A 25,784-nucleotide genomic window follows, 5' to 3' on the forward strand; every position below is an offset into this window, starting at 1 on the left:
CGCACGTGCCCGGACGGGACGAGGGCCCTTGTCATTCGCGATGTAGCCGAGCGCGGTGTCCAGCTGGGTGTGGATGACGTTGGCGCTCAGCATGCAGCCGAGGACGAGCACGAGGGTGTAGATCTGTGGCCGGGCGCTCCGATCGAAACCCGTCACCAGTGGCGCGGGTCCGCGCGACGCGTCGGCGGTGCTGGAGTGGTCGGCGGGTCGGCGGGTCGGCGGGTCGGCGGGTCGGCGGGTCGGCGGGTCGGCGGGTCGGCGGGTCGGTGGATCGGCGGGTCGGTGGATCGGGTGTCCCTGCCTCTGGACCCGCACTCTCCGTCTTCCTAACATGAGCACTGCTCGCATTTTGTGACTCGTGTTGTCTGGAAGGACCCTCATGACGGACCGTTACGACCTCCCCGCCGGCTTCCGCTGGGGCGCCTCCACTGCCGCGTACCAGATCGAGGGGGCGGTCGACGAGGGCGGCCGGGGCCCGTCGGTCTGGGACACCTTCTGCGAGCGGCCGGGTGCGGTGAAGAACGGCGACAGCGGGCGGGAGGCCTGCGACCACTACCACCGCTGGCCCGAGGACGTGGAGTTGATGCGCGGACTCGGGCTCGACACCTACCGGTTCTCGCTCGCCTGGCCGCGCGTCCAGCCCACCGGCCGGGGCCCCGTCAACGCTGCCGGGCTCGACTTCTACGACCGGCTGGTCGACGGGCTCCTCGCGGCCGGCATCACGCCGCTGCCCACCCTGTTCCACTGGGACCTGCCGCAGGCACTGGAGGACGAGGGCGGCTGGATGCAACGGGAAACCGCTTTCCGTTTCGCCGAGTACGCGTCCGTGGTGGCCGACCGGCTCGGCGACCGCGTCCCCGCCTGGATCACCCTCAACGAGCCCTTCGTGCACATGGTCTACGGCTACGCCCTGGGCATCCACGCGCCCGGCCACAGCATGATGCTCGACGCACTCCCGGCCGCCCACCACCAGCTGCTCGCCCACGGCCTCGCCGCCGCCGAGCTGCGCTCCCGAGGCCTCGACGTCCTGATCGCCAACAACCTGACGCCCGTCCGGCCCGCGACCGACTCGGCCGAGGACCGGGCCGCCGCCGACGCCTACGACGCCCTGCACAACCGCCTGTTCACGGACCCGCTGTTGCTCGGCCGCTACCCCGACCTGTCCGCGTACGGAGTGGGGGAGGACCTGCACGGTTCCGTCCGCGACGGCGATCTCGCGCTGATCGCCGCCCCCGGCCTCGACGGACTGGGCGTCAACTACTACAACCCCACCCGCATCGCCGCCCCCACCGACCCGGGACTCCCGTTCGCCGAGGCCCCCATCGACGGCGTCCCCCGCACCCACTTCGGCTGGCCCGTGGTCCCGGACGGCCTGCGCGAACTCCTGCTGCTCCTCCGGGACCGCTACGGCGCCGCCCTGCCCCCGATCACCGTCACCGAGAGCGGCTGCTCCACCGACGACACCCTCGACGACACCTTCCGCATCGACTACCTCGCCGGCCACCTCGACGCCCTGGCCCGCGCCGCCGCCGACGGCATCGACGTCCGGGGCTACTGCACCTGGTCCCTGCTCGACAACTTCGAATGGGCAGAGGGCTTCAGCCAGCGCTTCGGCCTGGTCCACGTCGACTTCACCACCCAGCGCCGCACACCGAAGGCGTCGTACGGCTGGTACCGCGACCTGATTGCTGCTCACCGGGCGAAGGCCGCCGCGCGGTAGCAGCGTCCGGCAGGCTCCGGTGTCGGCGGGGCGCGGCGCCCACCCGTCGGGCGTGCCCCGCCGTCAGAGCTGCGCGGTGGGTCCGGGCAGTGAGTGGCGTTCGGTGCGGCTGGCGGTGATGCGTTCGGTTGCCAGGGTCCGGGCACGGTCGTGGTCGTCGTCGGTGAGTCGGGCGAGGATGGTGGCGAGGGGCCTGATCTGTCCGTAGCCGCCCCAGTGGCCCTCGGGGATCTCGGTGGGGAAAACCCAGATGCGGGCCGCGTCGCGGGGCCAGGCGCCGTCCTCGGCGTCCAGGATGGCCTCGGTGACGTCGGCGATGACGCCTGCATGCTTGTCGGCGTCGAGCTGTCCCTCATCCCCGACGGGGCGTTGCGCCGCTTCGGCCTCCGGGCGCAGCGCACCGTCGGGGATGTGGACATCGAGCATCGGCATGGCCGCGACCTCCTGGACCTGCGGCCCACCGTGATCGCCCTGCTGGAGTGGGGGGACAAGTACCTCGCCGACGAGCAGGGGCCGTCGGTCGTCGTACGGCACCACAGCCCCGAGGGGTCGGGCTGCGACGAACCGGTCGCCCTCGTCCTGCAGTGCGCCGCCGGCCACACCGACCTGCCGCCCGCCTCCGTCTACCGCGCTCCCGGCCCGGGCGCCCGCTTCCTGCCCGCCTGAGCCGGCGGCGCGGCGGGGTCGAGGGTTCCGGTCGGCGCTTCGACCCGGTGCGCCCGGCAGGGCGACCGGAGTGCGACGGTGAGTCGGGGCCGCCGCGGCGGTCGGCCCCAACATCCGCGTGTGAAACGGGTGTTGTGACGCCGGCATGGTCGGCTATCGGGCGTGGATCTCCCTGACGAGGCGGGAGGACCAGTCGCACCACGTGTAGCCGGGCAGGAAGGCGCCGCCGGCCTCGTCGAGGTGCTCCTCGACGTACGGGATGGTCGCGTCGCAGACCTCGGTGGCGCTGTCGAAGAAGTGCGTGGTCCCGGGGTCGGTGTGGTAGCTCCATCGGGGGTTGTAGCGAGCCGGCCGCGGAATGATCCGTGCGATCACGTGGGGACGGTCGGGGGTCTCGCCGTGGACGAGTCTCCGGGCGTGCTCGATCTCGTCGTGCTCCGTCAGCTCGATGACGAACTCCTCCTCCGTGACGTCGGTCATCACGAAGTAGGCGTGGTGCGCGCCGGCCGCCCGGACCGGCTGGTCGGCGGTGGTGCTGGCCTGTGAGGGCTGTGCGGTGGCGAAGGCCAGCACGCCGACGGCGGCGAGGCCGACCACCTTGGTGAACACGCGGGGCATAGGGGTTCCCTTCTTCTCTCCGGGCGTCGTGCACGGCACGACTCGGCACCCTGCGCATTGAATCAGCGACGATGAGTGACTGGGTCGATGGTGCGGTTCGCGTCCGGGTGGTTCTCGCCGGTGCGCGAGGGAGCCGTCCCGTCGCCTGCACTCCGTCGCCTGCACTCCGTCGGCGTCGAGGCGTTCGCGGCCCTCGAGTGCTCCGCCGGGCAGTGCGCGGAGGCCGACGAAATCCGGCCGTGAGGAATGGGGCCGAACGGCCCCAGACACCGCCGGGGCGGCGAACCTACGGTGGCGTTACCTACGGGACCGTAGGTTTGTTCGTCGATCGAGAGTTGAACCCGTGAGCAGCACCTCCTCCCACGCCCGGTGGACCGACGCCCGACTTCTGGAGGCCCTGGAGGAGGTGGTCGAGCGCGAGCTCAACCGCCACCTGCAGGTCTTCAAGGAGTGGATGCCGCACGAGTACGTGCCCTGGAGTCGGGGTCGGGACTTCGACGGGCCGCTCGGCGGCGAGGCGTGGTCGGTCGAGCAGTCGCCGCTGACCGAGGTCGGCCGGGTCTCGCTGGTGGTGAACCTGCTGACGGAGGACAACCTGCCCAGCTACCACCACGAGATCGCGACCCTGTTCGGCCGGGACGGGGCCTGGGGCACCTGGGTGCACCAGTGGACAGCAGAAGAGGCGCGGCACTCGATGGTGCTGCGCGACTACCTGATCGCCTCCCGCGCCGTCGACCCGGTGGAGCTGGAGCGGGCCCGGATGACCCACATGCAGAACGGTTTCGTCTCCGACAACCGGCACTCGCCGCTCCACACCGTCGCCTACGTCGCGTTCCAGGAGCTGGCCACCCGCATCTCCCACCGCAACACCGGACACGCCTCCGGCGACCCCGTCTGCGACCGGATGCTGGCGCAGGTCGCCAACGACGAGAACCTGCACATGATCTTCTACCGGAACCTGCTCAAGGCCTCGTTCGAACTCGCCCCCGACCAGACGATGCAGGCCGTCAACGAGGTGGTGACCAACTTCCGCATGCCCGGCCACGGCATGCCCGGCTTCGAACGAGCAGCCGCGCGGATCGCCATCGACGGCGTCTACAACCTCCGCGTCCACCTCGACGACGTGCTGCTCCCCGTACTGCGCCACCTCAAGGTGATGGAAATGGGCGGCCTGGGCCCGGACGGGGTCAGGGCCCAGATGGAGCTCGGCCTGATGCTCGACGGCCTGACCGCCCAGGCGACCCGATTCGACGAACGGCAGGCGGCGATCCGCGCCCGGCGGGCCGCGGCCAGGGGCTGACGCCGACGCCTCCGACACCTGCAGCCTCTGCCCGCGACCGCCGGCGGAGGCCGCGGGCGCCGGTGACCAGCAGGGGTGTTTGTGTCGGGCACGGAGTTGGAGTACTGTTCACCAGTCGCTCGGCAGGGAGCACCGGACACGCATCTGTGTGGACGGTCCCGGGGCGGCCAATCCTCAAGAACCACCCAGTTGATCCGTGCCGGGTCGCGTCCTTTTCGCGTCTCCGTTCGTATTTGCTGTGCGTGTTTTCGGAGATTGCGGCGGATTCGCTTTTCGGAGCGGGGATCGGCTAGAGTTTGAAACGTCGGACGGGCCGTCAGGTCGGGAAGACGAACAGCAAGTCGGATCGAAACTCCGGAAAACGGAGCGGAAAACATCTGATAAGCTGGAAACACGAAAGAACGAAGCGCCCGGAGGGCCGGTCGGAAGGCCGCCTGAAGGAAGTGTCCGTTCCTTGAGAACTCAACAGCGTGCCAAAAGTCAACGCCAGATATGTTGACATCCCCGGCCGGTCCTTATGGATCGGTTGGAGATTCCTTTATGAAGTATCACTAGCGAGGACGCAGTGCGCAGGACCGCCTTATTCCGGTGGTTGCTGTGCCGCTCTTTCGTGGAAGCATTCACGGAGAGTTTGATCCTGGCTCAGGACGAACGCTGGCGGCGTGCTTAACACATGCAAGTCGAACGGTGAAGCCCTTCGGGGTGGATCAGTGGCGAACGGGTGAGTAACACGTGGGAAATCTGCCCTGCACTCTGGGACAAGCCTTGGAAACGAGGTCTAATACCGGATATGACCTGCTCCTGCATGGGAGTGGGTGGAAAGCTCCGGCGGTGCAGGATGATCCCGCGGCCTATCAGCTTGTTGGTGGGGTAATGGCCTACCAAGGCGACGACGGGTAGCCGGCCTGAGAGGGCGACCGGCCACACTGGGACTGAGACACGGCCCAGACTCCTACGGGAGGCAGCAGTGGGGAATATTGCACAATGGGCGAAAGCCTGATGCAGCGACGCCGCGTGAGGGATGACGGCCTTCGGGTTGTAAACCTCTTTCAGCAGGGAAGAAGCGCAAGTGACGGTACCTGCAGAAGAAGCACCGGCTAACTACGTGCCAGCAGCCGCGGTAATACGTAGGGTGCGAGCGTTGTCCGGAATTATTGGGCGTAAAGAGCTCGTAGGCGGCCTGTCGCGTCGGATGTGAAAGCCCGGGGCTTAACCCCGGGTCTGCATTCGATACGGGCAGGCTAGAGTGTGGTAGGGGAGATCGGAATTCCTGGTGTAGCGGTGAAATGCGCAGATATCAGGAGGAACACCGGTGGCGAAGGCGGATCTCTGGGCCATTACTGACGCTGAGGAGCGAAAGCGTGGGGAGCGAACAGGATTAGATACCCTGGTAGTCCACGCCGTAAACGTTGGGAACTAGGTGTTGGCGACATTCCACGTCGTCGGTGCCGCAGCTAACGCATTAAGTTCCCCGCCTGGGGAGTACGGCCGCAAGGCTAAAACTCAAAGGAATTGACGGGGGCCCGCACAAGCAGCGGAGCATGTGGCTTAATTCGACGCAACGCGAAGAACCTTACCAAGGCTTGACATACACCGGAAACTGGTAGAGATATCAGCCCCCTTGTGGTCGGTGTACAGGTGGTGCATGGTTGTCGTCAGCTCGTGTCGTGAGATGTTGGGTTAAGTCCCGCAACGAGCGCAACCCTTGTTCTGTGTTGCCAGCGAGTAATGTCGGGGACTCACAGGAGACTGCCGGGGTCAACTCGGAGGAAGGTGGGGACGACGTCAAATCATCATGCCCCTTATGTCTTGGGCTGCACACGTGCTACAATGGCCGGTACAAAGGGCTGCGATGCCGTGAGGCGGAGCGAATCCCAAAAAGCCGGTCTCAGTTCGGATTGGGGTCTGCAACTCGACCCCATGAAGTTGGAGTTGCTAGTAATCGCAGATCAGCATGCTGCGGTGAATACGTTCCCGGGCCTTGTACACACCGCCCGTCACGTCACGAAAGTCGGTAACACCCGAAGCCGGTGGCCTAACCCGTAAGGGGAGGAGCCGTCGAAGGTGGGACCAGCGATTGGGACGAAGTCGTAACAAGGTAGCCGTACCGGAAGGTGCGGCTGGATCACCTCCTTTCTAAGGAGCACATAGCCGCTTGCGAGCGAATGTCTCGCACGGTTGCTCATGGGTGGAACGTTGACTATTCGGCACACACGGTGATGACCGCAAGTACTGCCCTCTTGGGGGCGTGGAACGCGGGTTCGGAGTCGGGTGTGTCGGGCACGTTGTTGGGTCCTGAGGGAACGAGTGATCGTTTCTTCTGGGATGCCGGCCTCATGCGAGGCGCCCGCAAGGGTTGCCGAGTTTGGGTGTCTGGTCGTTGTTTGAGAACTGCACAGTGGACGCGAGCATCTGTGGCCAAGTTTTTAAGGGCGCACGGTGGATGCCTTGGCACCAGGAACCGATGAAGGACGTGGGAGGCCGCGATAGGCCCCGGGGAGCTGTCAACCGAGCTTTGATCCGGGGGTGTCCGAATGGGGAAACCCGGCAGTCGTCATGGGCTGTCACCCGCTGCTGAACACATAGGCAGTGTGGAGGGAACGCGGGGAAGTGAAACATCTCAGTACCCGCAGGAAGAGAAAACAACCGTGATTCCGGGAGTAGTGGCGAGCGAAACCGGATGAGGCCAAACCGGCATGGTGTGAGACCCGGCAGGGGTTGCCATGTTGGGGTTGTGGGAAAGTTCTTCAGTCGTCTGCCGGCGGCTGGGCGAGTCAGAAACCGTATGGGTAGTCGAAGGACATGCGAAAGGTCCGGCGTAGAGGGTAAGACCCCCGTAGACGAAATCTGTACGGCTCGCTTGAGCTTCTCCCAAGTAGCACGGGGCCCGAGAAATCCCGTGTGAATCTGGCGGGACCACCCGCTAAGCCTAAATATTCCCTGGTGACCGATAGCGGATAGTACCGTGAGGGAATGGTGAAAAGTACCGCGGGAGCGGAGTGAAATAGTACCTGAAACCGTGTGCCTACAAGCCGTGGGGGCAGCCTTCGGGCTGTGACTGCGTGCCTTTTGAAGAATGAGCCTGCGAGTTTGCGGTGTGTAGCGAGGTTAACCCGTGTGGGGTAGCCGTAGCGAAAGCGAGTCCGAACAGGGCGTTTGAGTTGCATGCCCAAGACCCGAAGCGGAGTGATCTAGCCATGGGCAGGTTGAAGCGCGGGTAAGACCGTGTGGAGGACCGAACCCACCAGGGTTGAAAACCTGGGGGATGACCTGTGGTTAGGGGTGAAAGGCCAATCAAACTCCGTGATAGCTGGTTCTCCCCGAAATGCATTTAGGTGCAGCGTCGTGTGTTTCTTGCCGGAGGTAGAGCACTGGATAGGCGATGGGCCTCACCGGGTTACTGACCTTAGCCAAACTCCGAATGCCGGTAAGTGAGAGCACGGCAGTGAGACTGTGGGGGATAAGCTCCATGGTCGAGAGGGAAACAGCCCAGAACACCGACTAAGGTCCCTAAGCGTGTGCTAAGTGGGAAAGGATGTGGAGTCGCAGAGACAACCAGGAGGTTGGCTTAGAAGCAGCCACCCTTGAAAGAGTGCGTAATAGCTCACTGGTCAAGTGATTCCGCGCCGACAATGTAGCGGGGCTCAAGCACATCACCGAAGTCGTGTCATTGCAGCAATACTCCCAACGGAGGCTGTGATGGGTAGGGGAGCGTCGTGTGCCGGGTGAAGCAGCCGAGGAATCGAGTTGTGGACGGTTCACGAGTGAGAATGCAGGCATGAGTAGCGATACAAGAGTGGGAAACTCTTGCGCCGATTGACCAAGGGTTCCTGGGTCAAGCTGATCTGCCCAGGGTAAGTCGGGACCTAAGGCGAGGCCGACAGGCGTAGTCGATGGACAACGGGTTGATATTCCCGTACCCGCTTTGAAGCGCCAACGCTGAACCTCTTGATGCTAAGCCCGTGAAGCCGGCCCGGAGTCTTCGGACAATGGGACGTGGTGGAGCCGGTGACCCAACGGGGTAGTAGGTGAGCGATGGGGTGACGCAGGAAGGTAGTCCAGCCCGGGCGGTGGTAGTCCCGGGGTAAGGGTGTAGGCCGTGAGGTAGGCAAATCCGCCTCACATCAAGGCTGAGACCTGATGCCGAGCCGATTGTGGTGAAGTGGATGATCCTATGCTGTCGAGAAAAGCCTCTAGCGAGTTTCATGGCGGCCCGTACCCCAAACCGACTCAGGTGGTCAGGTAGAGAATACCGAGGCGTTCGGGTGAACTGTGGTTAAGGAACTCGGCAAAATGCCCCCGTAACTTCGGGAGAAGGGGGGCCATTGCTGGTGATGGGACTTGCTCCTTGAGCTGGTGGTGGCCGCAGAGACCAGCGAGAAGCGACTGTTTACTAAAAACACAGGTCCGTGCGAAGCCGTAAGGCGATGTATACGGACTGACGCCTGCCCGGTGCTGGAACGTTAAGGGGACCGGTTAGTCCGATTTCGGTCGGGCGAAGCTGAGAACTTAAGCGCCAGTAAACGGCGGTGGTAACTATAACCATCCTAAGGTAGCGAAATTCCTTGTCGGGTAAGTTCCGACCTGCACGAATGGCGTAACGACTTCTCGACTGTCTCAACCACAGGCCCGGTGAAATTGCATTACGAGTAAAGATGCTCGTTTCGCGCAGCAGGACGGAAAGACCCCGGGACCTTTACTATAGCTTGATATTGGTGTTCGGTTCGGCTTGTGTAGGATAGGTGGGAGACTTTGAAGCCGTGACGCCAGTCATGGTGGAGTCGCCGTTGAAATACCACTCTGGTCGTGCTGGATGTCTAACCTGGGTCCGTGATCCGGATCAGGGACAGTGTCTGGTGGGTAGTTTAACTGGGGCGGTTGCCTCCTAAAGAGTAACGGAGGCGCCCAAAGGTTCCCTCAGCCTGGTTGGCAATCAGGTGTTGAGTGTAAGTGCACAAGGGAGCTTGACTGTGAGACTGACGGGTCGAGCAGGTACGAAAGTAGGGACTAGTGATCCGGCGGTGGCTTGTGGAAGCGCCGTCGCTCAACGGATAAAAGGTACCCCGGGGATAACAGGCTGATCTTCCCCAAGAGTCCATATCGACGGGATGGTTTGGCACCTCGATGTCGGCTCGTCGCATCCTGGGGCTGGAGTAGGTCCCAAGGGTTGGGCTGTTCGCCCATTAAAGCGGTACGCGAGCTGGGTTTAGAACGTCGTGAGACAGTTCGGTCCCTATCCGCTGTGCGCGTAGGAGTGTTGAGAAGGGCTGTCCCTAGTACGAGAGGACCGGGACGGACGAACCTCTGGTGTGCCAGTTGTCCTGCCAAGGGCATGGCTGGTTGGCTACGTTCGGGAGGGATAACCGCTGAAAGCATCTAAGCGGGAAGCCTGCTTCGAGATGAGCACTCCCACCTCCTTGAGAGGGTAAGGCTCCCAGTAGACGACTGGGTTGATAGGCCGGATATGGAAGCCCTGTGAGGGGTGGAGTTGACCGGTACTAATAGGCCGAGGGCTTGTCCTCAGTTGCTCGCGTCCACTGTGTTGGTTCTGAAACCACGAACAGAACCCTGTCCCGTTGATCGGGTCGGGTCCGGTTCGACAGTTTCATAGTGTTTCGGTGGTCATAGCGTGAGGGAAACGCCCGGTTACATTCCGAACCCGGAAGCTAAGCCTCACAGCGCCGATGGTACTGCAGGGGGGACCCTGTGGGAGAGTAGGACGCCGCCGAACAATTATTCAGGGAAAGCCCCTCGCCTTTACGGCGGGGGGCTTTTTCGCGTTCCCGGAGGAATCCGGAGACGTGGGGCTCCGACCTGCGGGGACGAAACGGGCCGGGCCGACCCGGGCGGGTACTGCTCCGACGGCCTCCCACTCCTCGGCGCTCAGCTGGGCGGGGGCGACAGGGAAGGCACCGTCCTGCTCCTTGAGGTGGTGCCGAGAGCGGGGCGACTGGCGGGAGGACGAAGCCGAGGGCGGCCAGGGGCGGCGTCAGGGTTCGCTCTCCGGAGGTTGGCGCGGTGGGTCTGTCGGCGGCACCGCCGTCGGGCCGGCGGACTTCCTGCACCGCGCGCTCACCGAGACGGACGCCCGCCTGCCGGTCGACTCCGCGGCCGCTCGCCTCGGCCACCCGCACGACAACCGCCTCCTCCCGGTGACGCTCACGGCGGGCACCGCCCCTGCCCCTCGCCGTTCGACGGCCCGCCGTGCTCCGCGGCCTGGCCCTCGCCGACGCCCTGGCGGTCGTCCCCCCGGGCGGAGTCGCGGCCGGGGGGACGGTGGAGGTGCTGGACGTGCCCGGCCGCTGATCGGGGCCGGGGTACTGCGTCAGTTCCAGATGTCGTTGAGCGGGGTGGCGAACTGGTCGTTCTGGGTCAGGCGGCCGGGGAGGCCCAGGCCCTGTTCGACGGTGCGCAGGATGCTGTAGTGGTTGTACGGGGCGGGGGAGCGGTAGCCGGGCTTGGTGAGGCCGGGCGAGCTCGTGACGATGGTGGGGATGCGCTGGCCGTGGTTGTTGTCGTCCTCGTCGAAGGTGATGACGAGCACGGAACGCTGCTGCGTCCAGGCGGGGGAGGCGAACAGCTTCGGGAGGTTGGTCCGCATCCAGGTGTCGCCGGTGGCGACGTCGCAGTTGTGCATGGTGTTGCAGCTGTTGGGTTCGAACCAGACGAAGTCAGGGGTGGTGGCGGTGGATTGGAGGTCGGACCAGAGCCGGGTGATCGGCTGCAGCTTGTCCTGGCAGCGGGCCGCGTCTCCGGTGACGTCCTTGAAGTAGACGAACGGGATGTTGTCCGCGTCGTAGTTGCCGTTGGAGCTCAGGTTGCAGGGCGACTTCATGTCCTCGACGTAGCCGCGCCAGGTCCGGCCGGCCTGCTCGACCAGGTTGCCGAGGTGCGGCGAGGTGAGCGCGCCGGTCAGCGCCGGGTAGGGGTTGTCGGTCCGGCCGAAGGTGGAACCCCCGGACACCGCAAGGTAGTTGGGGTCGCTGGGGTGGACGACGCCGTAGGACTGGGTGAGCGTGACGCCGCTGTTCGCCAGCTGGTTCAGGTAGGGCGCGGTGGAGCTGCCGATCACCTGGTCGTAGGACCTGTTCTCCAGCATCACGAAGAACACGTGGTCCAGCGACGGCACTTGGGACGCGACCGGGGCCGGCAGGGCGGGGGCGGGGACGGCGGCCGATATGGTCAGCGACAGGTTGTCGGCGTAGGCGTCGTTGTACGCGGTGCCGGTGCGGCTCGACTCGCGGGTCAGCTGCAGGACGACGGCGATGCTGCGGGTGCCGGCGGGCAGCGTGCCGGTGGCGGTGCGCTGGAGCAGGGCGGTGGCCAGACCGCGGTCGGTGGCGCTGACCGGCCCGATCCGGGTGGTGCCGAGGGACGCGCCGGAGCCGCCCCGGAACGTGGCGGTGAGGGTGGCGGTGGAGTTCTCCACGGCGTAACCGCCCAGCCAGCCCGAGAGGTTGTAGGTCACCCCACCGGCGTCGATCCGGTCGGCCGCCGCCGACACGTCGGCGGTCTGCGAGAGCGTGGAGCTGCCGACCGGGCCGCCGGAGAAGAAGGCGTTGCCGCGGTTGCCCGGCCCGGGGGTGCCGGTCGACGGGAAGCCGTTCGGCGCGCCGTAGGCGACGGCGGTCGGCACGCCGACGGCCTGCCAGCCCGGGAGCGTCACGCCGTCGTAGCCGCTGACGGAGGCGTCGGCGCACTCGGCGTCCCCGTTGACGATCAGGTTGGCGCTGCCTGTGGTCCCGGGCGCGGTGACGGAGAAGCGGGCGGGGCGGGTGAGCGCGGTGTAGCCGCCGCTGTAGAGGTAGTCGGCCAGGTAGGCGCCCGGGGCGAGCGCGTCGGTGGCGAGGGACACCGAGCCGGTCCCGTTCGGCGCGTAGGCCCAGGCGAGTGCCGGACTCCCGCCCGGCTGCTGGCCGTTGTCGGGGTAGATGCCGATCCAGTTGGTCGCGGCGACCCGGCCGGTGCCGTAGGAGGCGACCACGGCCTGGCCCTGCGCGTAGGAGGCCTGGCCGACGCACAGCATGCTGCTCTGGGTGTCGAGGACGGTCGAGGAGGAGCTGCCGCCGCGCGGCGTGCTGCTGCTGGACGGACCGTTCCTGCTCGGCCGCTGGCTGCCGTTCGAACTGACCGTGCACCTCACCCAGTCCTCCGCCGCGCTCGCCCGCCGCACGCCCGCCGACCAGCACTGGACACTGTCCGCCCACGAGCGCTACCGCACCGAGACCGACCCGGCCGCGCTCGCCGACCTCACCGTCCGGGTGGACGACCCCCGCCACCCGGCCCTGGTCGAGCAGGACTGACACCCCTCAGCCGCCCGCGCCCGACAGCGGCAACAACCGACCGCCGCCCGGCACCGACGATCGACCGGCGCTGTCAGCCGGTCGGCGCCGGACCGCGCTGGCAGCGCGGGCACCAGTACGCGGTGCGGTCCTGTGCGTGGGTGCCGGTCCGGATCGGTGTGCCGCAGCGCACGCAGTTGCGGCGGGCCCGGCCGTACACCCAGTTCTGGCAGCCGGGCCGGGTGTCGCCGGTGGTGATGTGGCCGTGCCGCAGCTTGTTGGCGTCCAACAGCTGGTGCGCCCGGTGCAGCAGCCGGTCCAGGTCCGGCAGTTCGGCGACCGGCAGCCACGGGGTGACTCCGGCCAGGAAGCTGAGTTCGTTGGCGTACACGTTGCCGATGCCTGCCAGGTTCCGCTGGTCCAACAGCGCCGCTCCGACCGGGCGTTGCGGGGCGGCGAGCAGACGGCGGCGGACCTCTGCGACGTCCCAGTCGGGGCCGAGCAGGTCGGGGCCGAGGTGGCCGACCACCCGGGCTTCCTCGGCGGTGCGCAGCAGTTGCACCACGGGCAGCCGGTAGCCGACCGCGGTGCCCTGTTCGGTGCCGAGGATCGCCCGGATCTGGAACGCGGGCCCGCTGCGCCAGCGTTCGCCGGGCCGGAACACCTGCCAGCGACCGTCCATCCGCAGGTGGGTGTGGAGCGTCACGCCGCCCTCGAACCTGGTCAGCAGGTGTTTGCCGCGCGGCACCGTCTCCAGTACCCGGCGGCCGGTGAGGTCGGCGGTGGCGTGGGCGGGCACGCGCAGGTCCGCCACCGTCAGGACCCCGCCGGCGAGCGCGTGGTTGAGCTGGGTGGCGACCAGGTAGATGCTGTCTCCTTCGGGCACTCCCCCATCATGCCGCCCGCCGCGGACACCGCGTCCCGGCCTGCCCCCACCCGTCTGCCGACAGGAAATTCCCTGGTCGGGCGGCACGCCGCTGTTCTAGGTTGGCTCGATGACGATCACTCACGAGGTGGCCGGCACCGGCCCCGCCGTACTGCTGCTGCACTCCTCCGTCTGCGACCGGCGGATGTGGGACGGCCAGTGGGACGCGCTGCGCGAGGCCGGGTACCGAGTCGTGCGGTGCGACTTCCGCGGTTTCGGGGAGACCCCCTGCGCCGACGCGCCGTACAGCAACCTGACCGACCTGGAAGAGCTGCTCGACGAGCTCGGCATCGACCGGGTCTCCCTCGTCGGCGCCTCCTTCGGCGGCAACGTGGCCGCCCAGTTCGCGGCCCTGCGCCCGGAGCGGGTGCACTCGTTGACGCTGCTCTGCCCGGGCAGTTCGACGCACGAACCGAGCGCCGAGCTGGTGGAGCTGGGCGAGCGGGAGGTCGACCTGGTCGAGTCCGGCCGGCTGGACGAGGCGGTCGAGCTGATGGTGGACACCTGGCTCGGGCCGGACGCGGACGAGGCCGCCAAGGCCAAGGTCAGGCTGATGCAGCGCCACGCGTACGAGGTGCAGCTCGCGCCCGAGGAGGAGATCCACCCGACCGAGATCGAGGTGGACCTGCGCAACGCCGTCGCCCCCGCACTGGTCTTCGGCGGCCGGCACGACGTGGACGACTTCCGCCGGATCGCCGCCGACACGGCGGCTGTGCTGCCGGCCGGCGAGTATCGCGAACTCCCCTGGGCCGGCCACCTGCCCGCTCTTGAGCGCCCGGCCGAGGTGGCAGAGCTGCTGATCTCCCACCTCGCCGAGGTGTGGAAGGCCTGACGGCACGTCAGCGGCGCACTATCCGAATTCCCTCCCTCGGGTGAACTCCTGCATTCTGTTCGGACCTCGGAGCCCGCTCGCAGCCACCCGTGGGAGGCCCCTACACCTCGCTTTCGCACCCCACCTGGCCAATCGCCGCATCGCAGAACCGATTCGGCATTGGACAACCACACCGGCCAGTCGGATCGAACGGGCCATGCGAAGGGTTCGAAAAAACGGATGCACGCGTCCGATCGCGCTGATTTGATTCCGCATGATCAACCTCCACGAGAGGACGCACCACACCCTTGGACGGCACGATGCGCAACACCCTGCACGACACCGACGTCACCCCCACCCCTGAGGGGGAGGCCGGCGGGCCGTCGGCCGTCCTGGCCCGGCTCGAAGAGTTCTACGACGCCGTTCCCCGGTTCTCCGCGACCGCCGAGGAACACGGCCCGCTCACCCTGTTCGTCCGCACGGGGCCGGGCTGGCACTACTACGGGCGCCCGACCCTGGGCGGCAACGGGCCGTTCACCGTGGCCGACGTCGACCTGGTCCGGGCCCGCCAGCGCGAGTTGGGCGCACCGGAGAGCTTCGAGTGGGTGCACGAGACTTCGCCGGGTCTCCGCGCCGCAGTCGAGGCTTCCGGTCTGGAGGTGCACGAGCACCCGCTGCTGGTTCTGGAGCTCGACGGCCCGTCGACTGCCGCCCCGGCGGCGGAGGACGGCCCGGAGGTCCGAGTGCTGACGATCGACGACCCGCTGCTGCCGAGCGCCGTCGCCGTCCCGCACCTCGCTTTCGCCGAGCCCGGCACCACGGTCGGCGAGGCCGGCTTGGAGCAGCTGGCCGAGGCAACCAGGACGGGGATAGCCGACGGTCTGGTGACGCGGATGATCGGGCGGATGGAAGCCGGCCGCACCGTCATCGCCGCGACGGTCGGGCCGGACGGTCAGGCCACCGCCTCCGGCTGCCACCAGCCGGTCGGCGAGGTCAGCGAGATCGTCGCGGTGGCGACGCTCCCGTCCCTGCGACGGCAGGGCCTGGCGCGCCGAGTCACCGCACACCTGGTCGAGCACGCCCGGGCCACCGGGATACGCACGCTCTTCCTGTCCGCGAGCGACGACGCCGTGGCCCGGATCTACGAGAGCGTCGGCTTCCGCCGCATCGCCACCGCCCTGATCGCCGAACCCGCCGCGGAGACCGCCACGTCCTGACACCGCATCACCGCCCGCGCCCGCCGGGCCCACGGACCAACAGGCCCACGGGTCTGCGAGCCCACACGTCCACGGCCCCACAGTAAGCAGGCCGTCCGGGCCGGTCGGCCACCCCTGTCGATCGACCGCTCGGATCAGCCGTCGCGGTCCGGCAGCGCCTGGTCGTCGCTGAGCAGATCGGCCAGCAGGTCGCCCTGTTCGGCGAACCGGTCGAGCACCTCCTCCGGGCTGAAGGTCAGCTCGGCCGGATCGGTGCACTGCTCGACCTCGCTCCAGCTCACCGGGGCCGACACCCCGGGGATGCTGGTGGCGCGGAGGGTGTAGGGCGCGGCGGTGGTCTTCGCCGTCGCGTTCTGCGACCAGTCGACGAACACCTTTCCCCGGCGCAGCGCCTTGGTCATCCGGGACACGACCAGGGCGGGGTGCTCACGGGCGAGGCGTTCGGCGAGGGCGCGCGCGTAGTCGCCGACCTGCCGGGCGGGGGCTGGGCGCAGCGCGGCATAGAGGTGCAGTCCCTTGCTGCCGGAGGTCTTGGGCCAGCAGACCAGGCCGTCGGCGGCAAGGGCTTCACGGATCAGCAGGGCGACCTGGCAGCAGTGGGTGAGGTCGGCGCCGGGTCCGGGGTCGAGGTCGACGACCAGGCGGTCGTGGGCGTCGGGTCCGCTCTCGGCGGTCCACTGCGGGACGTGCAGCTCCAGGGCGTAACCGTTGGCGACGGTCATCAGTGTCGGCAGGTCGTCCACGGCGACGCGCTGCTTCGGTCCTTCGTGGCTGGGTGCGGTCACCGTGTGCACCCAGGCGGGCAGACCGGGTGGCGGGTTCTTGGCGAAGAACCCCTCCTCGCCGATCCCGGAGGGGAAGCGCAGAAAGCTGGCGGCGCGGCCGCGCAGGTGCGGCAGCATTGCGGGGGCGATCTGCGCGTAGTAGTAGAGCGCTTCGCCCTTGGTCCATCCGGTGGCGGGCCACAGGACCTTGTCGAGATGGGAGAGGACCAGGCGGCGGCCCTCGACTTCCGTGACCTGTCGCTCGGGCATACCGTGGGAAATCCCCGCGAAAGGGCCTTGCCATGCCACAGGTCACCTGGAAAGGCGTCATCACGTTCGGGCTGGTCAGCGTACCGGTCCAGCTGTATGCCGCCACCGAGGAGCACAGCGGCCCTGCTCTGCACCAGGTGCACGCGAAGGACGGCTCACGCATCCGGCTGAAGCGGTTCTGCGAGGCGGAGGAGAAGGAGGTTCCGTACAGCGAGATCGCCAAGGGGTACGAGTCCCCGGACGGTCGGCAGGTGGTGCTCGACGACGAGGACCTGGCGGAGCTGCCGCTGCCGAGCAAGAAGGTGGTGGACGTGCTGGCGTTCGTCCCCGCCGAGTCGATCGACCCGCTGATGTTCTCCAAGGCCTACTACGTGGCCACGGCCGACAAGGCCCCGGCGAAGCCGTACGTGCTGCTGCGGGACGCGCTGCGCGAGTCGGGGCAGATCGCGGTGACCAAGGTGACCATGCGGACCAGGGAGTCGCTGGCGGTCCTGCGGGTGCACGAGGACACCTTGGTGCTCCAGACCTGTCTGTGGCCGGACGAGGTCCGCTCGGCGCAGGGGATGGCGCCGGACGAGAAGGTGACGGTCCGTCCGCAGGAGCTAAAGATGGCGCGTTCGCTGATGGACACGCTGTCGGAGGACTTCGACCTGTCCGCGCTGCACGACGAGTACCAGCTGGCGCTCCAGGAGGTGATCGACGCCAAGCTGGCCGGAGTGGAGGCCCCTCATCTGGAGGAGCAGGCCGAGGGCGGCGAGGCCGAGGTGATCGACCTGATGGCGGTGCTGCGCAGCAGCGTGAAGGCCGCCAAGGGCGAGCACGGCCGGGGCGCGAAGGGCGGTCGGGCCGCTGCCGGGTCGGAGGCGGATGCCGAGGCGACAGACGCGGGTGCGTCGACGGGCGACGGTGCCGCGAAGCATACCGGGAAGGCGGCGGCAGGCGGGGCGGCGGCGAAGAAGACCGCCAAGGCACCGACGCCCACCAAGAAGTCCGCGGCGAAGAAGTCCGCTGCACGCAAGGCATCCTGACGCCCCGCCGGTTCCACGCATCCCGGGAGCCCTGGAACCCCCAGGGCTCCCACACCTCCCGGGTGCAACGGAACTCCGGCGATTCCGGGAACAGCGAGCAGGCACGGCTCCGGGCGCGCAGCCCCGGCTGGGGCGAGGCTGCGCGGCAGTGCGGTGCGGTGCGGTGCGAACGGACCGCAGGTCAGGAGAAGATGACGGAGCGGAGCTTGAGGCGGTCGGAGGCGCGGCCGCCTGGGCGGAGCGAGTAGTAGTCACCGTCGCAGTCGGGGCCGGTGAACATGGTGGCGGTGGCGCTGGTGAGGTTCTGCGGCGCGAAGGCGGGTTCGGTGGTGTGGGGGTCGGCGACCTCGGGGAGGGTGTGGCAGTCCCGGCTGTCCGGGTCGACGAGGACGCCCGGTGCGCGGTTGCCGAAGTCGTCGTAGTAGGTGTACCGGAATTCGCCGACGGCCGCGGCGGCGGGGCATGGCGTGGCGAACAGCAGGGCGGGCGAGGCGACGGCGGCGGCAGCCGTGTGACGCAGGTGCATGGGGGTGGTACGGCCTTTCCGATCAGGCGCCGGAATCGGCGGGTCCGGTCCGGCGCGAACCACCGTAGTGAGGGGGCTCGGTGGCGAATCGGTTCTCCCGTGCACGTCGCGCGCCGTCGCACCGGCCGTGCACGAGCTGCCGGGAGAGGTGCGACGGGGGCCGATGGGATGGGCGCGGCGCGCGGGGCATATGGGTCGTCCGGGGACGAAACGCCAGCGCTAGCAAGGCGGTTCGGCCCGACGTTCGCATGTTAGAACCGGCGTCCAGCGGGCAGATCTGTTCCTACCTGGGACGTAGGGACGCGCCGGCAGGGGACGCCGGTCGCGCCTGCCTGGCGGCGCGGAGGTGGTTGATGGACGGACCGGCACTCTCCCCGCGTGAGCTCCTGATCCTTCATCAGATCGAGGCCGAGCTGGGGAGCGATCTGGAGCTGGAACGCGAGCTGCGCACGATGCGACCGGCGAGGTTGGCACGGCTTCGACGGTCGCTGGTCGCCAGGCCACGATCAGTGGTCGCGGTGATCGCAAGCTGTCTGGCCGTGTCGTTCGGACTGTTGGGACTGGCGGTGGCGCTGCGGGCGCCGGCGCTGCTGGTCGCCGTGGTGGCGGCCTGGGGTACGGCGCTGGCGGTCCTGCTGGCGCTGGCACGCTTCACTCGGCGCGCCCGGAATCGATAGCGGGCGGGGCCGACAGCGGCCGGGATCGACAACGAGCAGGGTCGACAACGGGCGGAGTCGCCGGCGAGGGACCCTGATGGCGGGCGCACCGCCCGCGCAACGAACGTGATCGGCCGACGCACCGCCGCAGAACGACGGGCGTCGGCCGATCGACGTCGCAGGGCCCGATGCGCGCCCGATGCCACCGGAACGGGCCGCGGACTCAAAGGCCCGAGCGTCGGAGCAGCGGCCGGCGTCAGACCCCGGGCAGGCCGGTCTCCACGCCGTCCAGGGCGTGCGAGCAGAGGCAGTCGCGGGTGGCGGGCAGCGATTCCAGGGTCTTGAACAGGACGCTGCGCAGGCGGTCGACGTTGCGGGCGAAGACCTCCAGCACCTCGGCGTGGGTGACGCCCTCACCGGTCTCCACCCCGGCGTCGAGGTCGGTGACCAGCGTCAACGAGGTGTAGCAGAGGCCGAGTTCGCGGGCCAGCGCGGCCTCGGGGTGGCCGGTCATGCCGACCACCGACCAGCCGTTGGCGGTGAACCAGCGGGATTCCGCGCGAGTGGAGAAGCGCGGTCCCTCGATCACCACCAGGGTGCCGCCGTCGACGGGTTCCCAGGCGAGCGAGCGGGCGGCGGCCAGCGCGGCGTTCCGGCCGTCGGGGCAGTAGGGGTCGGCCATCGGGATGTGCACCACCTCCGGCATCGAGCCGTCGGGAAGGCTCCGGCCGTCGTAGTAGGTCTGCATCCGGCCGGAGGTGCGGTCGACGAACTGGTCGGGCACCAGCAGCGTGCCGGGACCGTACTCGGGGCGCAGCCCGCCGACGGCGCACGGGCCGACGATCTGGCGCACCCCGAGCGAGTGCAGCGCCCACAGGTTCGCCCGGTAGTTGATGCGGTGCGGCGGCAGCCGGTGGCCGCGGCCGTGCCGGGGCAGGAAGGCGACCCGCCGGCCGGCTGCCTCGCCGATGAACAGGGCGTCGCTGGGCGGCCCGTAGGGCGTCTCGACGCGCACTTCGGTGACGTCGTCGAGCAGCGCGTACAGTCCGGATCCGCCGATGACGCCGAGTTCGGCGGTCGGGGCGCCGTCGGTGCGGGGCGGGTGGACGTCGGCCATGGCTCTCCTAGGCTCTTCCGGTCGATCGCGGGCCCGGCACGGCCCGGCGCGCCCGGCGGGTCTGCGGCTGGGGTGCCGTCCGGCGGGCGTGCGACCCGCCGTGGGCACGGTGTCACCCTACGAGCAGTCAGGCCCGGCGTCCCGCACCGGACCTGACCGGTTCGACCCCACCTTCGGCCTCCCTTCGGCATCTCTTCGACCTCCCTTCGGCATCCCTTCGACTCCCCGTGCCCGACAGCCGAATGCTCCGCCTGCCCGACGGCCGAACACTCCGCGTACCCGACCGTCGCGGCCCCGTGTGCGCGGGCGTCGGGCGGTACGGGCGCTCCCGGTCGGTGGTGGCGTCCGCGTACAGTGGCAGCCCAGGTCGGCGCGGTGACGGGACGGTGTGATGAACGACGGGCGGCTGGCGGTGCACTCCGGCGGTGTCGGGGCGAGGGCGGCGCACCGGGCACTGTCGTGGCGGGTGCGGCCGCCGGCGCCGGACGCGGCGGTGCTGGTGTTGCACGGCGGGCGGGAGTTCGGCCCGGAGCCGGTGCCGGCGCTGAACCTGCCGGGCCTGCGGATGCGCCCGTTCGCGCGGGCCGTGGAGCGGGCGGTCCAGCACGGTCCGGGCGGGGACGCGGGCCGGTCGCTGGCGGTGGGCACGGTGCACTACCGCTGCCGTGGCTGGAACGGTGAGCGCGCGGACGCCGCGCGTGACGCGGAGGCGGCGCTGGCGGAGTTGGCGGAGACGCTCGGGCCGGTGCCGACGGTGCTGATCGGGCATTCGATGGGCGGCCGGGCGGCGCTGCGGGCGGCCGCCCACCCGTGTGTGCAGGGAGTGGTGGCGCTGGCGCCGTGGTGTCCGCGGGACGAGCCGACCGAGCACCTGCGGGGCCGGTCGGTGCTGATGCTGCACGGCGACCGCGACCGGGTGACGCCGCCTGCGGACACCGATCTGTTCGCGCTGCGGGCCCGCGACCACGGCGCGCGGGTGGCCGGCTACCGGGTGTTCGGCAGCGGCCACACCCTGATGCGCCGGGCCGGCGACTGGCATCGCACCGCGGCAGGGTTGGCGCTGGCCCTGCTGGGCTTGGCGGCACTGCCCGAGGAAATCGGCACCGCACTGGCCGTGGCGGCCGGCGGTTCGGACGGCGTGTGCATTCCACTCGCCGGCCGCCGATGAACCTGCCCCGGTAGGCCCGCCGGCCGCCGCTGAACCCGTCCCGGCGGGACGGCCGGACACGCGCCTCGGGCGTGCGGCGCCTGCGGCCGGGTGACCGGTCGATGACGGGCGGTGCGGGCCGGTTCTCCGGCTCGACGCGGGCGGGTCGGGGGCGCACACTCCGGGAAGGAGACGTCCGCCAACCGTATGAGGGAGGACCCGGCCATGGGGATCAGCCTGACCACTGATCGGCTCGTCGTCCGCGACTGGACGCCCGACGACGCCGAGGACGCGCTGGCCGTGTACGGCTCCACGGACGTCGCCCGCTGGCTGACGCCCGCGATGGCCCGGGTCACCGACGTCGACGCGATGCGGACGGTGCTGCAGGCCTGGGCGCAGGAGCAGCCCGGGTTGCTGCCGCCGCGCGGGCGCTGGGCGGTGGAGCGCCGGGAGGACGGGAAGGTGGTCGGCGGGTTCGGCATCCGGCCGCTGCCGCCCTACGAGGAGGACCTGGAGATCACCTGGCAGCTCGCCCCGCACGCCTGGGGCCAGGGGTATGCGACCGAGGCGGGCCTGGCCCTGTTGCACTGGGCGTTCACCAAGGACGTCGAGGAGATCTTCGCGGTGGCCCGGCCGAAGAACGAACGGGCGCACGCGGTGGCGAAACGGCTCGGGATGCGCTGGGTCGGCGAGACCACCAAGTACTACGACCTGAACCTGCAGGTGTACCGGATCCGCCCCGCCGACCTGCCCTGATCTTCCGTCCCGCACCGCCCGCCGCCCGCACCGCCGGCCTGCCCTGATCCCCCGTCCCGCCCCGCCGACCGCCCGCCCCGCCGGCCGCCCGCTTCGCCCGGGCGGGTTTCGGCGGGCTTTCAGACTCGGCAGAGGCGCGCGGCGAGGTCGGCGGGCAGCGGGTAGCGGCGCTCGTCGGGGAGCAGCCGGCGGGCCTGTTCGGTGCGGCCGGCGCGGACCAGCTCGGCGGCGCGCCGGATCTGCGGGGTGAGGTCGGTGAGGGAGACGATCCACTCGTCGACGAAGGTGCGGACGGTCTCCCGTCCCAGGCCGACCTGGATGCTGTAGTGGTTGAGCGCCGCCCCGCGCAGCGACCGCTCCGGATCCCACTGGACGTGCACTTCGGCCGCCGCCAGGCGCTGCTGGTCCCCGGTGGTCAACTCGGCTTCCGCCAGGGCGCGTTCCCAGCCCCGGCGGGTGATCCGGACGGCCAGGATGCGTTCCTGCCCCGGCTTGGTGGCCCAGTTGCTGCGGTGCAGCAGCCAGGACAGCGAGGGCTTGATCCAGGTCATCCGCCGGAACGAGAACGGTGCCACGAACCGCTGGGCGCGCAGCGCGGGTTCGGCGATGGCCGGCGCGTACGCCTGGTAGACCACGATCGTGCTGTCGTCGAAGTCGGCGCGCACCGCGTGCAGTTCGGACGACTGCCCGGACGCGACGGGGCCGCGCGGCGAGTGCCGGGACGGCGACTGTCGGGGTGAGCTGGGCTGCTGAGCCATCCTCCGACCCTGCCATCCGCCCGGGCCCACCGGCCACGCACTTTCCGGTCCGGCGGCCGGGCGGCTGTTCGCAGGGGGCTTGCTGTGCCGACGGACCGTCAGCCCTTGGCGGGCACGCGGGCAGGCCGGACCGGGTGCTTGCTCAGGATCGAGACGCGGTTGAAGGCGTTGATGGTGACGGCGACCCAGATCACGGCGGAGATCTGCTCGTCCCCGAACACTTCCCGGGCCTGCGCGTACGCCGCCTCCTGGGCGGTGGAGTCGGCGGGGTGGGTGGTCGCCTCGGCCAGCGCCAGGGCGGCCCGCTCGCGCTCGTCGAACACCTCGGTGTCGCGCCAGGCGCTCAGCACGCCGAGCCGCTGCACGCTCTCGCCCGCCTGCAGCGCGGCCTTGGTGTGCAGGTCCAGGCAGTAGGCGCAGCCGTTGAGCTGCGAGACCCGCAGGTTGATCAGTTCGACCAGACGGCGGTCGAGGCCGGCCTCCGCGCCGGCCACGCGGACCGTCTCGGCGGTGGAGAGCATGGCCCGGAAGACCTGCGGGTGCTGCTTGTCGATGTAGACCCGCCGGCCGGTCGTGATGGTCGCCACCTCGGTCACCTTGAGCTCCTCCGCCTACGCGCTGGTGTTTGTCGGACGATACACTCCATAATAGTTGAAGCTGAAACGATTTGCCGCGCGCGCAGGACAATCAGAACACGTGAAACGAGCGGAACGAGTCGCACGGAAGCCCCGGCTTCCGGACGGCACGGGAGGGAGCACCACCATGAGCACCGCCGAGAACGGGCCCCGCCCGGCCACCGTCCGGGTCCTCCCGCCGCGGGACGTCCCGCTCGGCGGACCGCGCGCGATGACCGTCCGTCGCACCCTCCCCCAGCGCGAGCGCACCCTGATCGGCGCCTGGTGCTTCATCGACCACTACGGCCCCGACGACGTCGCCACCACCGGCGGCATGGACGTCGCCCCGCACCCGCACATCGGACTGCAGACCGTCAGCTGGCTGTTCAGCGGCGAGATCGAGCACCGCGACAGCCTCGGCGTGCACGCCTTCGTCCGCCCCGGCGAGCTCAACCTCATGACGGCCGGTCACGGCATCGCCCACTCCGAGACCTCCACGGCCGCCACCAGCATCCTGCACGGCGTCCAGCTCTGGGTCGCCCTCCCCGACGAACACCGCCACACCGCCCGGGACTTCCACCACCACGTCCCGACTGCCGTCACCTTCGACGGCGGCGAGGCCCGCGTCTTCCTCGGCACCCTGGCCGGCGACACCTCCCCCGTCCCCACCTTCAGCCCGCTCCTCGGCGCCGAAATCACCCTCGACCCGGGTGCCACCCTCACCCTCGACGTCGACCCCGCCTTCGAGCACGGCCTCCTCGTCGACCAGGGCGACATCACCTTCGCCGGCACCCCCCTGCACCCCGCCGACCTCGGCTTCCTCCCCGCCGGCCCCACCACCCTCACCTTCACCAACCCCTCCCCCACCCCCGCCCGCCTCGTCCTCCTCGGCGGCACCCCCTTCGAGGAGGAGATCGTCATGTGGTGGAACTTCATCGGCCGGTCCGGTGAGGAGATCGTGCAAGCACGAAACGACTGGGAGAAGGGGGTCCGGTTCGGCGAGGTACAGGGCTACCCGGGCGACCGACTGCCCGCCCCGGAGCTCCCGAACGTGGCCCTCAAGGCGCGCGGAAACCGCATCTGACCTGCCAAGACTCCCTCTCTGCACAACTCTGGCCGCGGGTGCTGGGAGGCACCTCGCGGCCAGCCCCGCCGTCGGCGCCGGGAGGCCGCGACCAGCTCCGCCGCGGGTCCCACCGAGGAGCGTCACCGCCTCGTCGATTCCCATCTGTGAGCCCGTTTTGCAGGGTCTGGGCGGATGAATGCTGACTTTTTGCTGACTTTTCTGACGGCCCGTCAGTCGCTGGAGCCTTGCCCCTCAGACGCTGGAGCGGTCGGCGGAGCCGAGGCGCACTGCGCTGCTGACCGCGGTGGTGCGCAGTCATGAGGCGGCGGCGAACGACAACCGTTAGTGGCCGGTTCGGATTCCCCGCTCGTGGCCACTTGATGGGAAGTCATCTGGCCGCGGATGTCACAACGCGTGGTCAGGGCAGATCGGCGGCTCGGCGTGGTGCTCTCGCGGAGGCGCGTCTGATCAGCCCTGCTGTCCGTCGGCGGACTGGCCGGCCCCCGGCCGGCCGAGGTGTGCGAGGATGCCCGGTCCCGGCTCGGGTGCGATGTCGTGTGCGGTGACGTCGGTTCCGCAGGCGTCGCAGGTGAGTCTGGCGTGGGCCTCGCCGGTGCAGTCGTGGTGGCGGTAGTGCGCGGGCGGCCCGTCGGGGGCCATGACACCAAGCCCGCCAGCGTTAAACAACAAGCTAAGAAAGTGGACGGCATCTCCCGTCCCTGGGACACGGTGCTCGTCACGGCGCTGCCGGCAGGCCCTGTCGACGTGCACGCACGGGGATCGACTCGACGCGTTCAGCACCATCGGCGGCAGTTGCATCAACGGCTCCCACCGGAGTGAACACTCGGAGGTTTGCGTCGCCCCGGCCACCGTCGCGGCAGTCGTCGGCGCCGCCGACCTGTCCCTGGTTGGCTTCCTCGGCACCCGGCCCCGCTACGTTCGGCCCGCGCTCCTCGCCGCCTGCGCCATGCCGGTCACCACGGGGCTGCTCCTCCGCCCCGCCGGGGCCGGACCTGTCACCCTCGCGTTCCTACTCGCCGCAGGGCTGGCCACGTTCGTCTGGCGCAGCGATGCCATCGCCGACGCCAGGCTCCGGGCGAGCCGCGGGCTTCCGCCACTCATGCAGGGTAACGCGGCGACGCGCGGCCTCCATGACGTCGCCTGGCTGCCCAGGTACCGCGCGAGGATGCGGGCGAATCCCGTTGCCGGACTGGGAAACTGACAATTGATCAAAGGGGGGGCGTGTATACGGGTGCTGACTGCTGAACCGTGCCCGCCCTGACGCCGAGTCAGATTTTGCGCTGCCACCGTTGATCGACCATGTGAAGGCTGAACTCGACGCCACTATCGACCAAGACCTCAGTCGATGTCGGATTTGCACACCTTTACACCTCATACACAAGTGGACTTGCCAGGTCCTGATGGGTAACGCCTCCATCACTTTTACGTTTCGTTGAATAGAAGTAGGCCTTGGCTTTTGGCGACTAGTCACCACATCGACCGTTTTGCCCTCACCCTACGATTCGTGCACGCCCCGCCAAGT

General features: G+C 68.9%; 22 protein-coding genes and 3 rRNA genes. 15 read left to right on the forward strand and 10 right to left on the reverse strand.

What is annotated here, in order from left to right; all coding sequences use genetic code 11:
• The first annotated feature begins 379 nt into the window (after window positions 1-379).
• Complete coding sequence (locus tag ACI1MP_RS33785; protein ID WP_404870340.1) at window positions 380-1,720, forward strand: GH1 family beta-glucosidase; 1,341 nt, start codon at window positions 380-382, stop codon at window positions 1,718-1,720.
• Window positions 1,721-1,783: 63 nt separating this feature from the next.
• Here ACI1MP_RS33785 and ACI1MP_RS33790 read toward each other — a convergent pair whose 3' ends face one another.
• Window positions 1,784-2,152, reverse strand: coding sequence for a hypothetical protein (locus ACI1MP_RS33790; RefSeq protein WP_404870341.1), 369 nt, complete (start codon window positions 2,150-2,152; stop codon window positions 1,784-1,786).
• Between ACI1MP_RS33790 and ACI1MP_RS33795 the strand changes: the two genes are divergently transcribed.
• The gene (locus ACI1MP_RS33795) at window positions 2,132-2,386 is read left to right on the forward strand and encodes a hypothetical protein (RefSeq protein WP_404870342.1); all 255 of its coding nucleotides are present in this window, start codon (window positions 2,132-2,134) and stop codon (window positions 2,384-2,386) included. The genes ACI1MP_RS33790 and ACI1MP_RS33795 overlap by 21 nt on opposite strands.
• A gap of 153 nt (window positions 2,387-2,539) precedes the next feature.
• On the opposite strand, the gene ACI1MP_RS33800 is transcribed toward ACI1MP_RS33795, so the two are convergent.
• Window positions 2,540-3,004, reverse strand: a complete 465-nt coding sequence (locus ACI1MP_RS33800) for a calmodulin-binding protein (RefSeq protein WP_404870343.1) — start codon at window positions 3,002-3,004, stop codon at window positions 2,540-2,542.
• Window positions 3,005-3,347: 343 nt separating this feature from the next.
• On the opposite strand from ACI1MP_RS33800, the gene ACI1MP_RS33805 reads away from it, so the two are divergent.
• The 5 genes from ACI1MP_RS33805 (at window position 3,348) to ACI1MP_RS33825 (ending at window position 10,610) form a co-directional block, all read left to right on the forward strand.
• Window positions 3,348-4,304: an acyl-ACP desaturase gene (locus tag ACI1MP_RS33805; protein WP_380337422.1), complete on the forward strand. Its 957-nt coding sequence runs from the start codon at window positions 3,348-3,350 to the stop codon at window positions 4,302-4,304.
• 619 nt (window positions 4,305-4,923) lie between these two features.
• Window positions 4,924-6,440, forward strand: a 16S ribosomal RNA gene (locus ACI1MP_RS33810).
• A gap of 280 nt (window positions 6,441-6,720) precedes the next feature.
• Window positions 6,721-9,826: ribosomal RNA gene (locus tag ACI1MP_RS33815) — 23S ribosomal RNA — on the forward strand.
• A 92-nt stretch (window positions 9,827-9,918) separates the two neighbouring features.
• Window positions 9,919-10,035, forward strand: a 5S ribosomal RNA gene (gene rrf / locus ACI1MP_RS33820).
• The 16S, 23S and 5S rRNA genes sit together here, the layout of an rRNA operon.
• 473 nt (window positions 10,036-10,508) lie before the next feature.
• The gene (locus ACI1MP_RS33825) at window positions 10,509-10,610 is read left to right on the forward strand and encodes a hypothetical protein (RefSeq protein WP_404870344.1); all 102 of its coding nucleotides are present in this window, start codon (window positions 10,509-10,511) and stop codon (window positions 10,608-10,610) included.
• 19 nt (window positions 10,611-10,629) lie between these two features.
• Here ACI1MP_RS33825 and ACI1MP_RS33830 read toward each other — a convergent pair whose 3' ends face one another.
• Entirely contained in the window at window positions 10,630-12,330 is a 1,701-nt protein-coding gene (locus ACI1MP_RS33830) for an alkaline phosphatase family protein (RefSeq protein WP_404870345.1), read from the reverse strand.
• Window positions 12,331-12,340: 10 nt separating this feature from the next.
• On the opposite strand from ACI1MP_RS33830, the gene ACI1MP_RS33835 reads away from it, so the two are divergent.
• The gene (locus ACI1MP_RS33835; protein ID WP_404870346.1) at window positions 12,341-12,607 is read left to right on the forward strand and encodes a hypothetical protein; all 267 of its coding nucleotides are present in this window, start codon (window positions 12,341-12,343) and stop codon (window positions 12,605-12,607) included.
• A 73-nt stretch (window positions 12,608-12,680) separates the two neighbouring features.
• Here the strand turns inward: ACI1MP_RS33835 and ACI1MP_RS33840 are convergent, their stop codons facing one another.
• Window positions 12,681-13,472, reverse strand: coding sequence for a DNA-formamidopyrimidine glycosylase family protein (locus ACI1MP_RS33840; protein WP_380338327.1), 792 nt, complete (start codon window positions 13,470-13,472; stop codon window positions 12,681-12,683).
• 109 nt (window positions 13,473-13,581) lie between these two features.
• Here ACI1MP_RS33840 and ACI1MP_RS33845 point away from each other — a divergent pair, with 109 nt between their 5' ends.
• Window positions 13,582-14,343, forward strand: coding sequence for an alpha/beta fold hydrolase (locus tag ACI1MP_RS33845; protein WP_380338324.1), 762 nt, complete (start codon window positions 13,582-13,584; stop codon window positions 14,341-14,343).
• Window positions 14,344-14,630: 287 nt separating this feature from the next.
• Entirely contained in the window at window positions 14,631-15,539 is a 909-nt protein-coding gene (locus ACI1MP_RS33850) for a GNAT family N-acetyltransferase (protein ID WP_404870347.1), read from the forward strand.
• Between the two features lie 134 nt (window positions 15,540-15,673).
• On the opposite strand, the gene ligD is transcribed toward ACI1MP_RS33850, so the two are convergent.
• A complete protein-coding gene (ligD, locus tag ACI1MP_RS33855) occupies window positions 15,674-16,573 on the reverse strand; it encodes a non-homologous end-joining DNA ligase (RefSeq protein ID WP_404870348.1) in 900 nt (299 codons plus the stop codon).
• Between the two features lie 32 nt (window positions 16,574-16,605).
• On the opposite strand from ligD, the gene ACI1MP_RS33860 reads away from it, so the two are divergent.
• Entirely contained in the window at window positions 16,606-17,601 is a 996-nt protein-coding gene (locus ACI1MP_RS33860; RefSeq protein ID WP_404870349.1) for a Ku protein, read from the forward strand.
• Between the two features lie 181 nt (window positions 17,602-17,782).
• Here the strand turns inward: ACI1MP_RS33860 and ACI1MP_RS33865 are convergent, their stop codons facing one another.
• A complete protein-coding gene (locus tag ACI1MP_RS33865; RefSeq protein WP_404870350.1) occupies window positions 17,783-18,127 on the reverse strand; it encodes a hypothetical protein in 345 nt (114 codons plus the stop codon).
• 353 nt (window positions 18,128-18,480) lie between these two features.
• Between ACI1MP_RS33865 and ACI1MP_RS33870 the strand changes: the two genes are divergently transcribed.
• Window positions 18,481-18,804, forward strand: a complete 324-nt coding sequence (locus ACI1MP_RS33870; RefSeq protein ID WP_404870351.1) for a hypothetical protein — start codon at window positions 18,481-18,483, stop codon at window positions 18,802-18,804.
• 235 nt (window positions 18,805-19,039) lie between these two features.
• Here ACI1MP_RS33870 and ACI1MP_RS33875 read toward each other — a convergent pair whose 3' ends face one another.
• On the reverse strand, window positions 19,040-19,900 hold the full coding sequence (locus ACI1MP_RS33875) for an S-methyl-5'-thioadenosine phosphorylase (protein WP_404870352.1): 861 nt from the start codon (window positions 19,898-19,900) through the stop codon (window positions 19,040-19,042).
• 391 nt (window positions 19,901-20,291) lie between these two features.
• Here ACI1MP_RS33875 and ACI1MP_RS33880 point away from each other — a divergent pair, with 391 nt between their 5' ends.
• Window positions 20,292-21,068: an alpha/beta fold hydrolase gene (locus ACI1MP_RS33880; RefSeq protein ID WP_404870353.1), complete on the forward strand. Its 777-nt coding sequence runs from the start codon at window positions 20,292-20,294 to the stop codon at window positions 21,066-21,068.
• A gap of 204 nt (window positions 21,069-21,272) precedes the next feature.
• On the forward strand, window positions 21,273-21,803 hold the full coding sequence (locus tag ACI1MP_RS33885; RefSeq protein WP_100589877.1) for a GNAT family N-acetyltransferase: 531 nt from the start codon (window positions 21,273-21,275) through the stop codon (window positions 21,801-21,803).
• A 119-nt stretch (window positions 21,804-21,922) separates the two neighbouring features.
• Here the strand turns inward: ACI1MP_RS33885 and ACI1MP_RS33890 are convergent, their stop codons facing one another.
• Together ACI1MP_RS33890 and ACI1MP_RS33895 are read right to left on the reverse strand one after the other, a co-directional pair.
• On the reverse strand, window positions 21,923-22,561 hold the full coding sequence (locus ACI1MP_RS33890; protein WP_380338303.1) for a DUF4291 domain-containing protein: 639 nt from the start codon (window positions 22,559-22,561) through the stop codon (window positions 21,923-21,925).
• Between the two features lie 98 nt (window positions 22,562-22,659).
• Complete coding sequence (locus tag ACI1MP_RS33895) at window positions 22,660-23,157, reverse strand: carboxymuconolactone decarboxylase family protein (RefSeq protein ID WP_380338301.1); 498 nt, start codon at window positions 23,155-23,157, stop codon at window positions 22,660-22,662.
• 166 nt (window positions 23,158-23,323) lie between these two features.
• Here ACI1MP_RS33895 and ACI1MP_RS33900 point away from each other — a divergent pair, with 166 nt between their 5' ends.
• Window positions 23,324-24,259 (forward strand): pirin family protein, encoded by a 936-nt coding sequence (locus tag ACI1MP_RS33900; RefSeq protein ID WP_404870354.1) that lies wholly within the window; start codon window positions 23,324-23,326, stop codon window positions 24,257-24,259.
• Between the two features lie 450 nt (window positions 24,260-24,709).
• On the opposite strand, the gene ACI1MP_RS33905 is transcribed toward ACI1MP_RS33900, so the two are convergent.
• Window positions 24,710-24,901: a hypothetical protein gene (locus tag ACI1MP_RS33905; RefSeq protein ID WP_404870355.1), complete on the reverse strand. Its 192-nt coding sequence runs from the start codon at window positions 24,899-24,901 to the stop codon at window positions 24,710-24,712.
• Window positions 24,902-25,784: the final 883 nt, after the last annotated feature.

This window comes from Kitasatospora griseola (genome assembly GCF_044999035.1).
In the GTDB taxonomy this organism is placed as follows: domain Bacteria; phylum Actinomycetota; class Actinomycetes; order Streptomycetales; family Streptomycetaceae; genus Kitasatospora; species Kitasatospora griseola.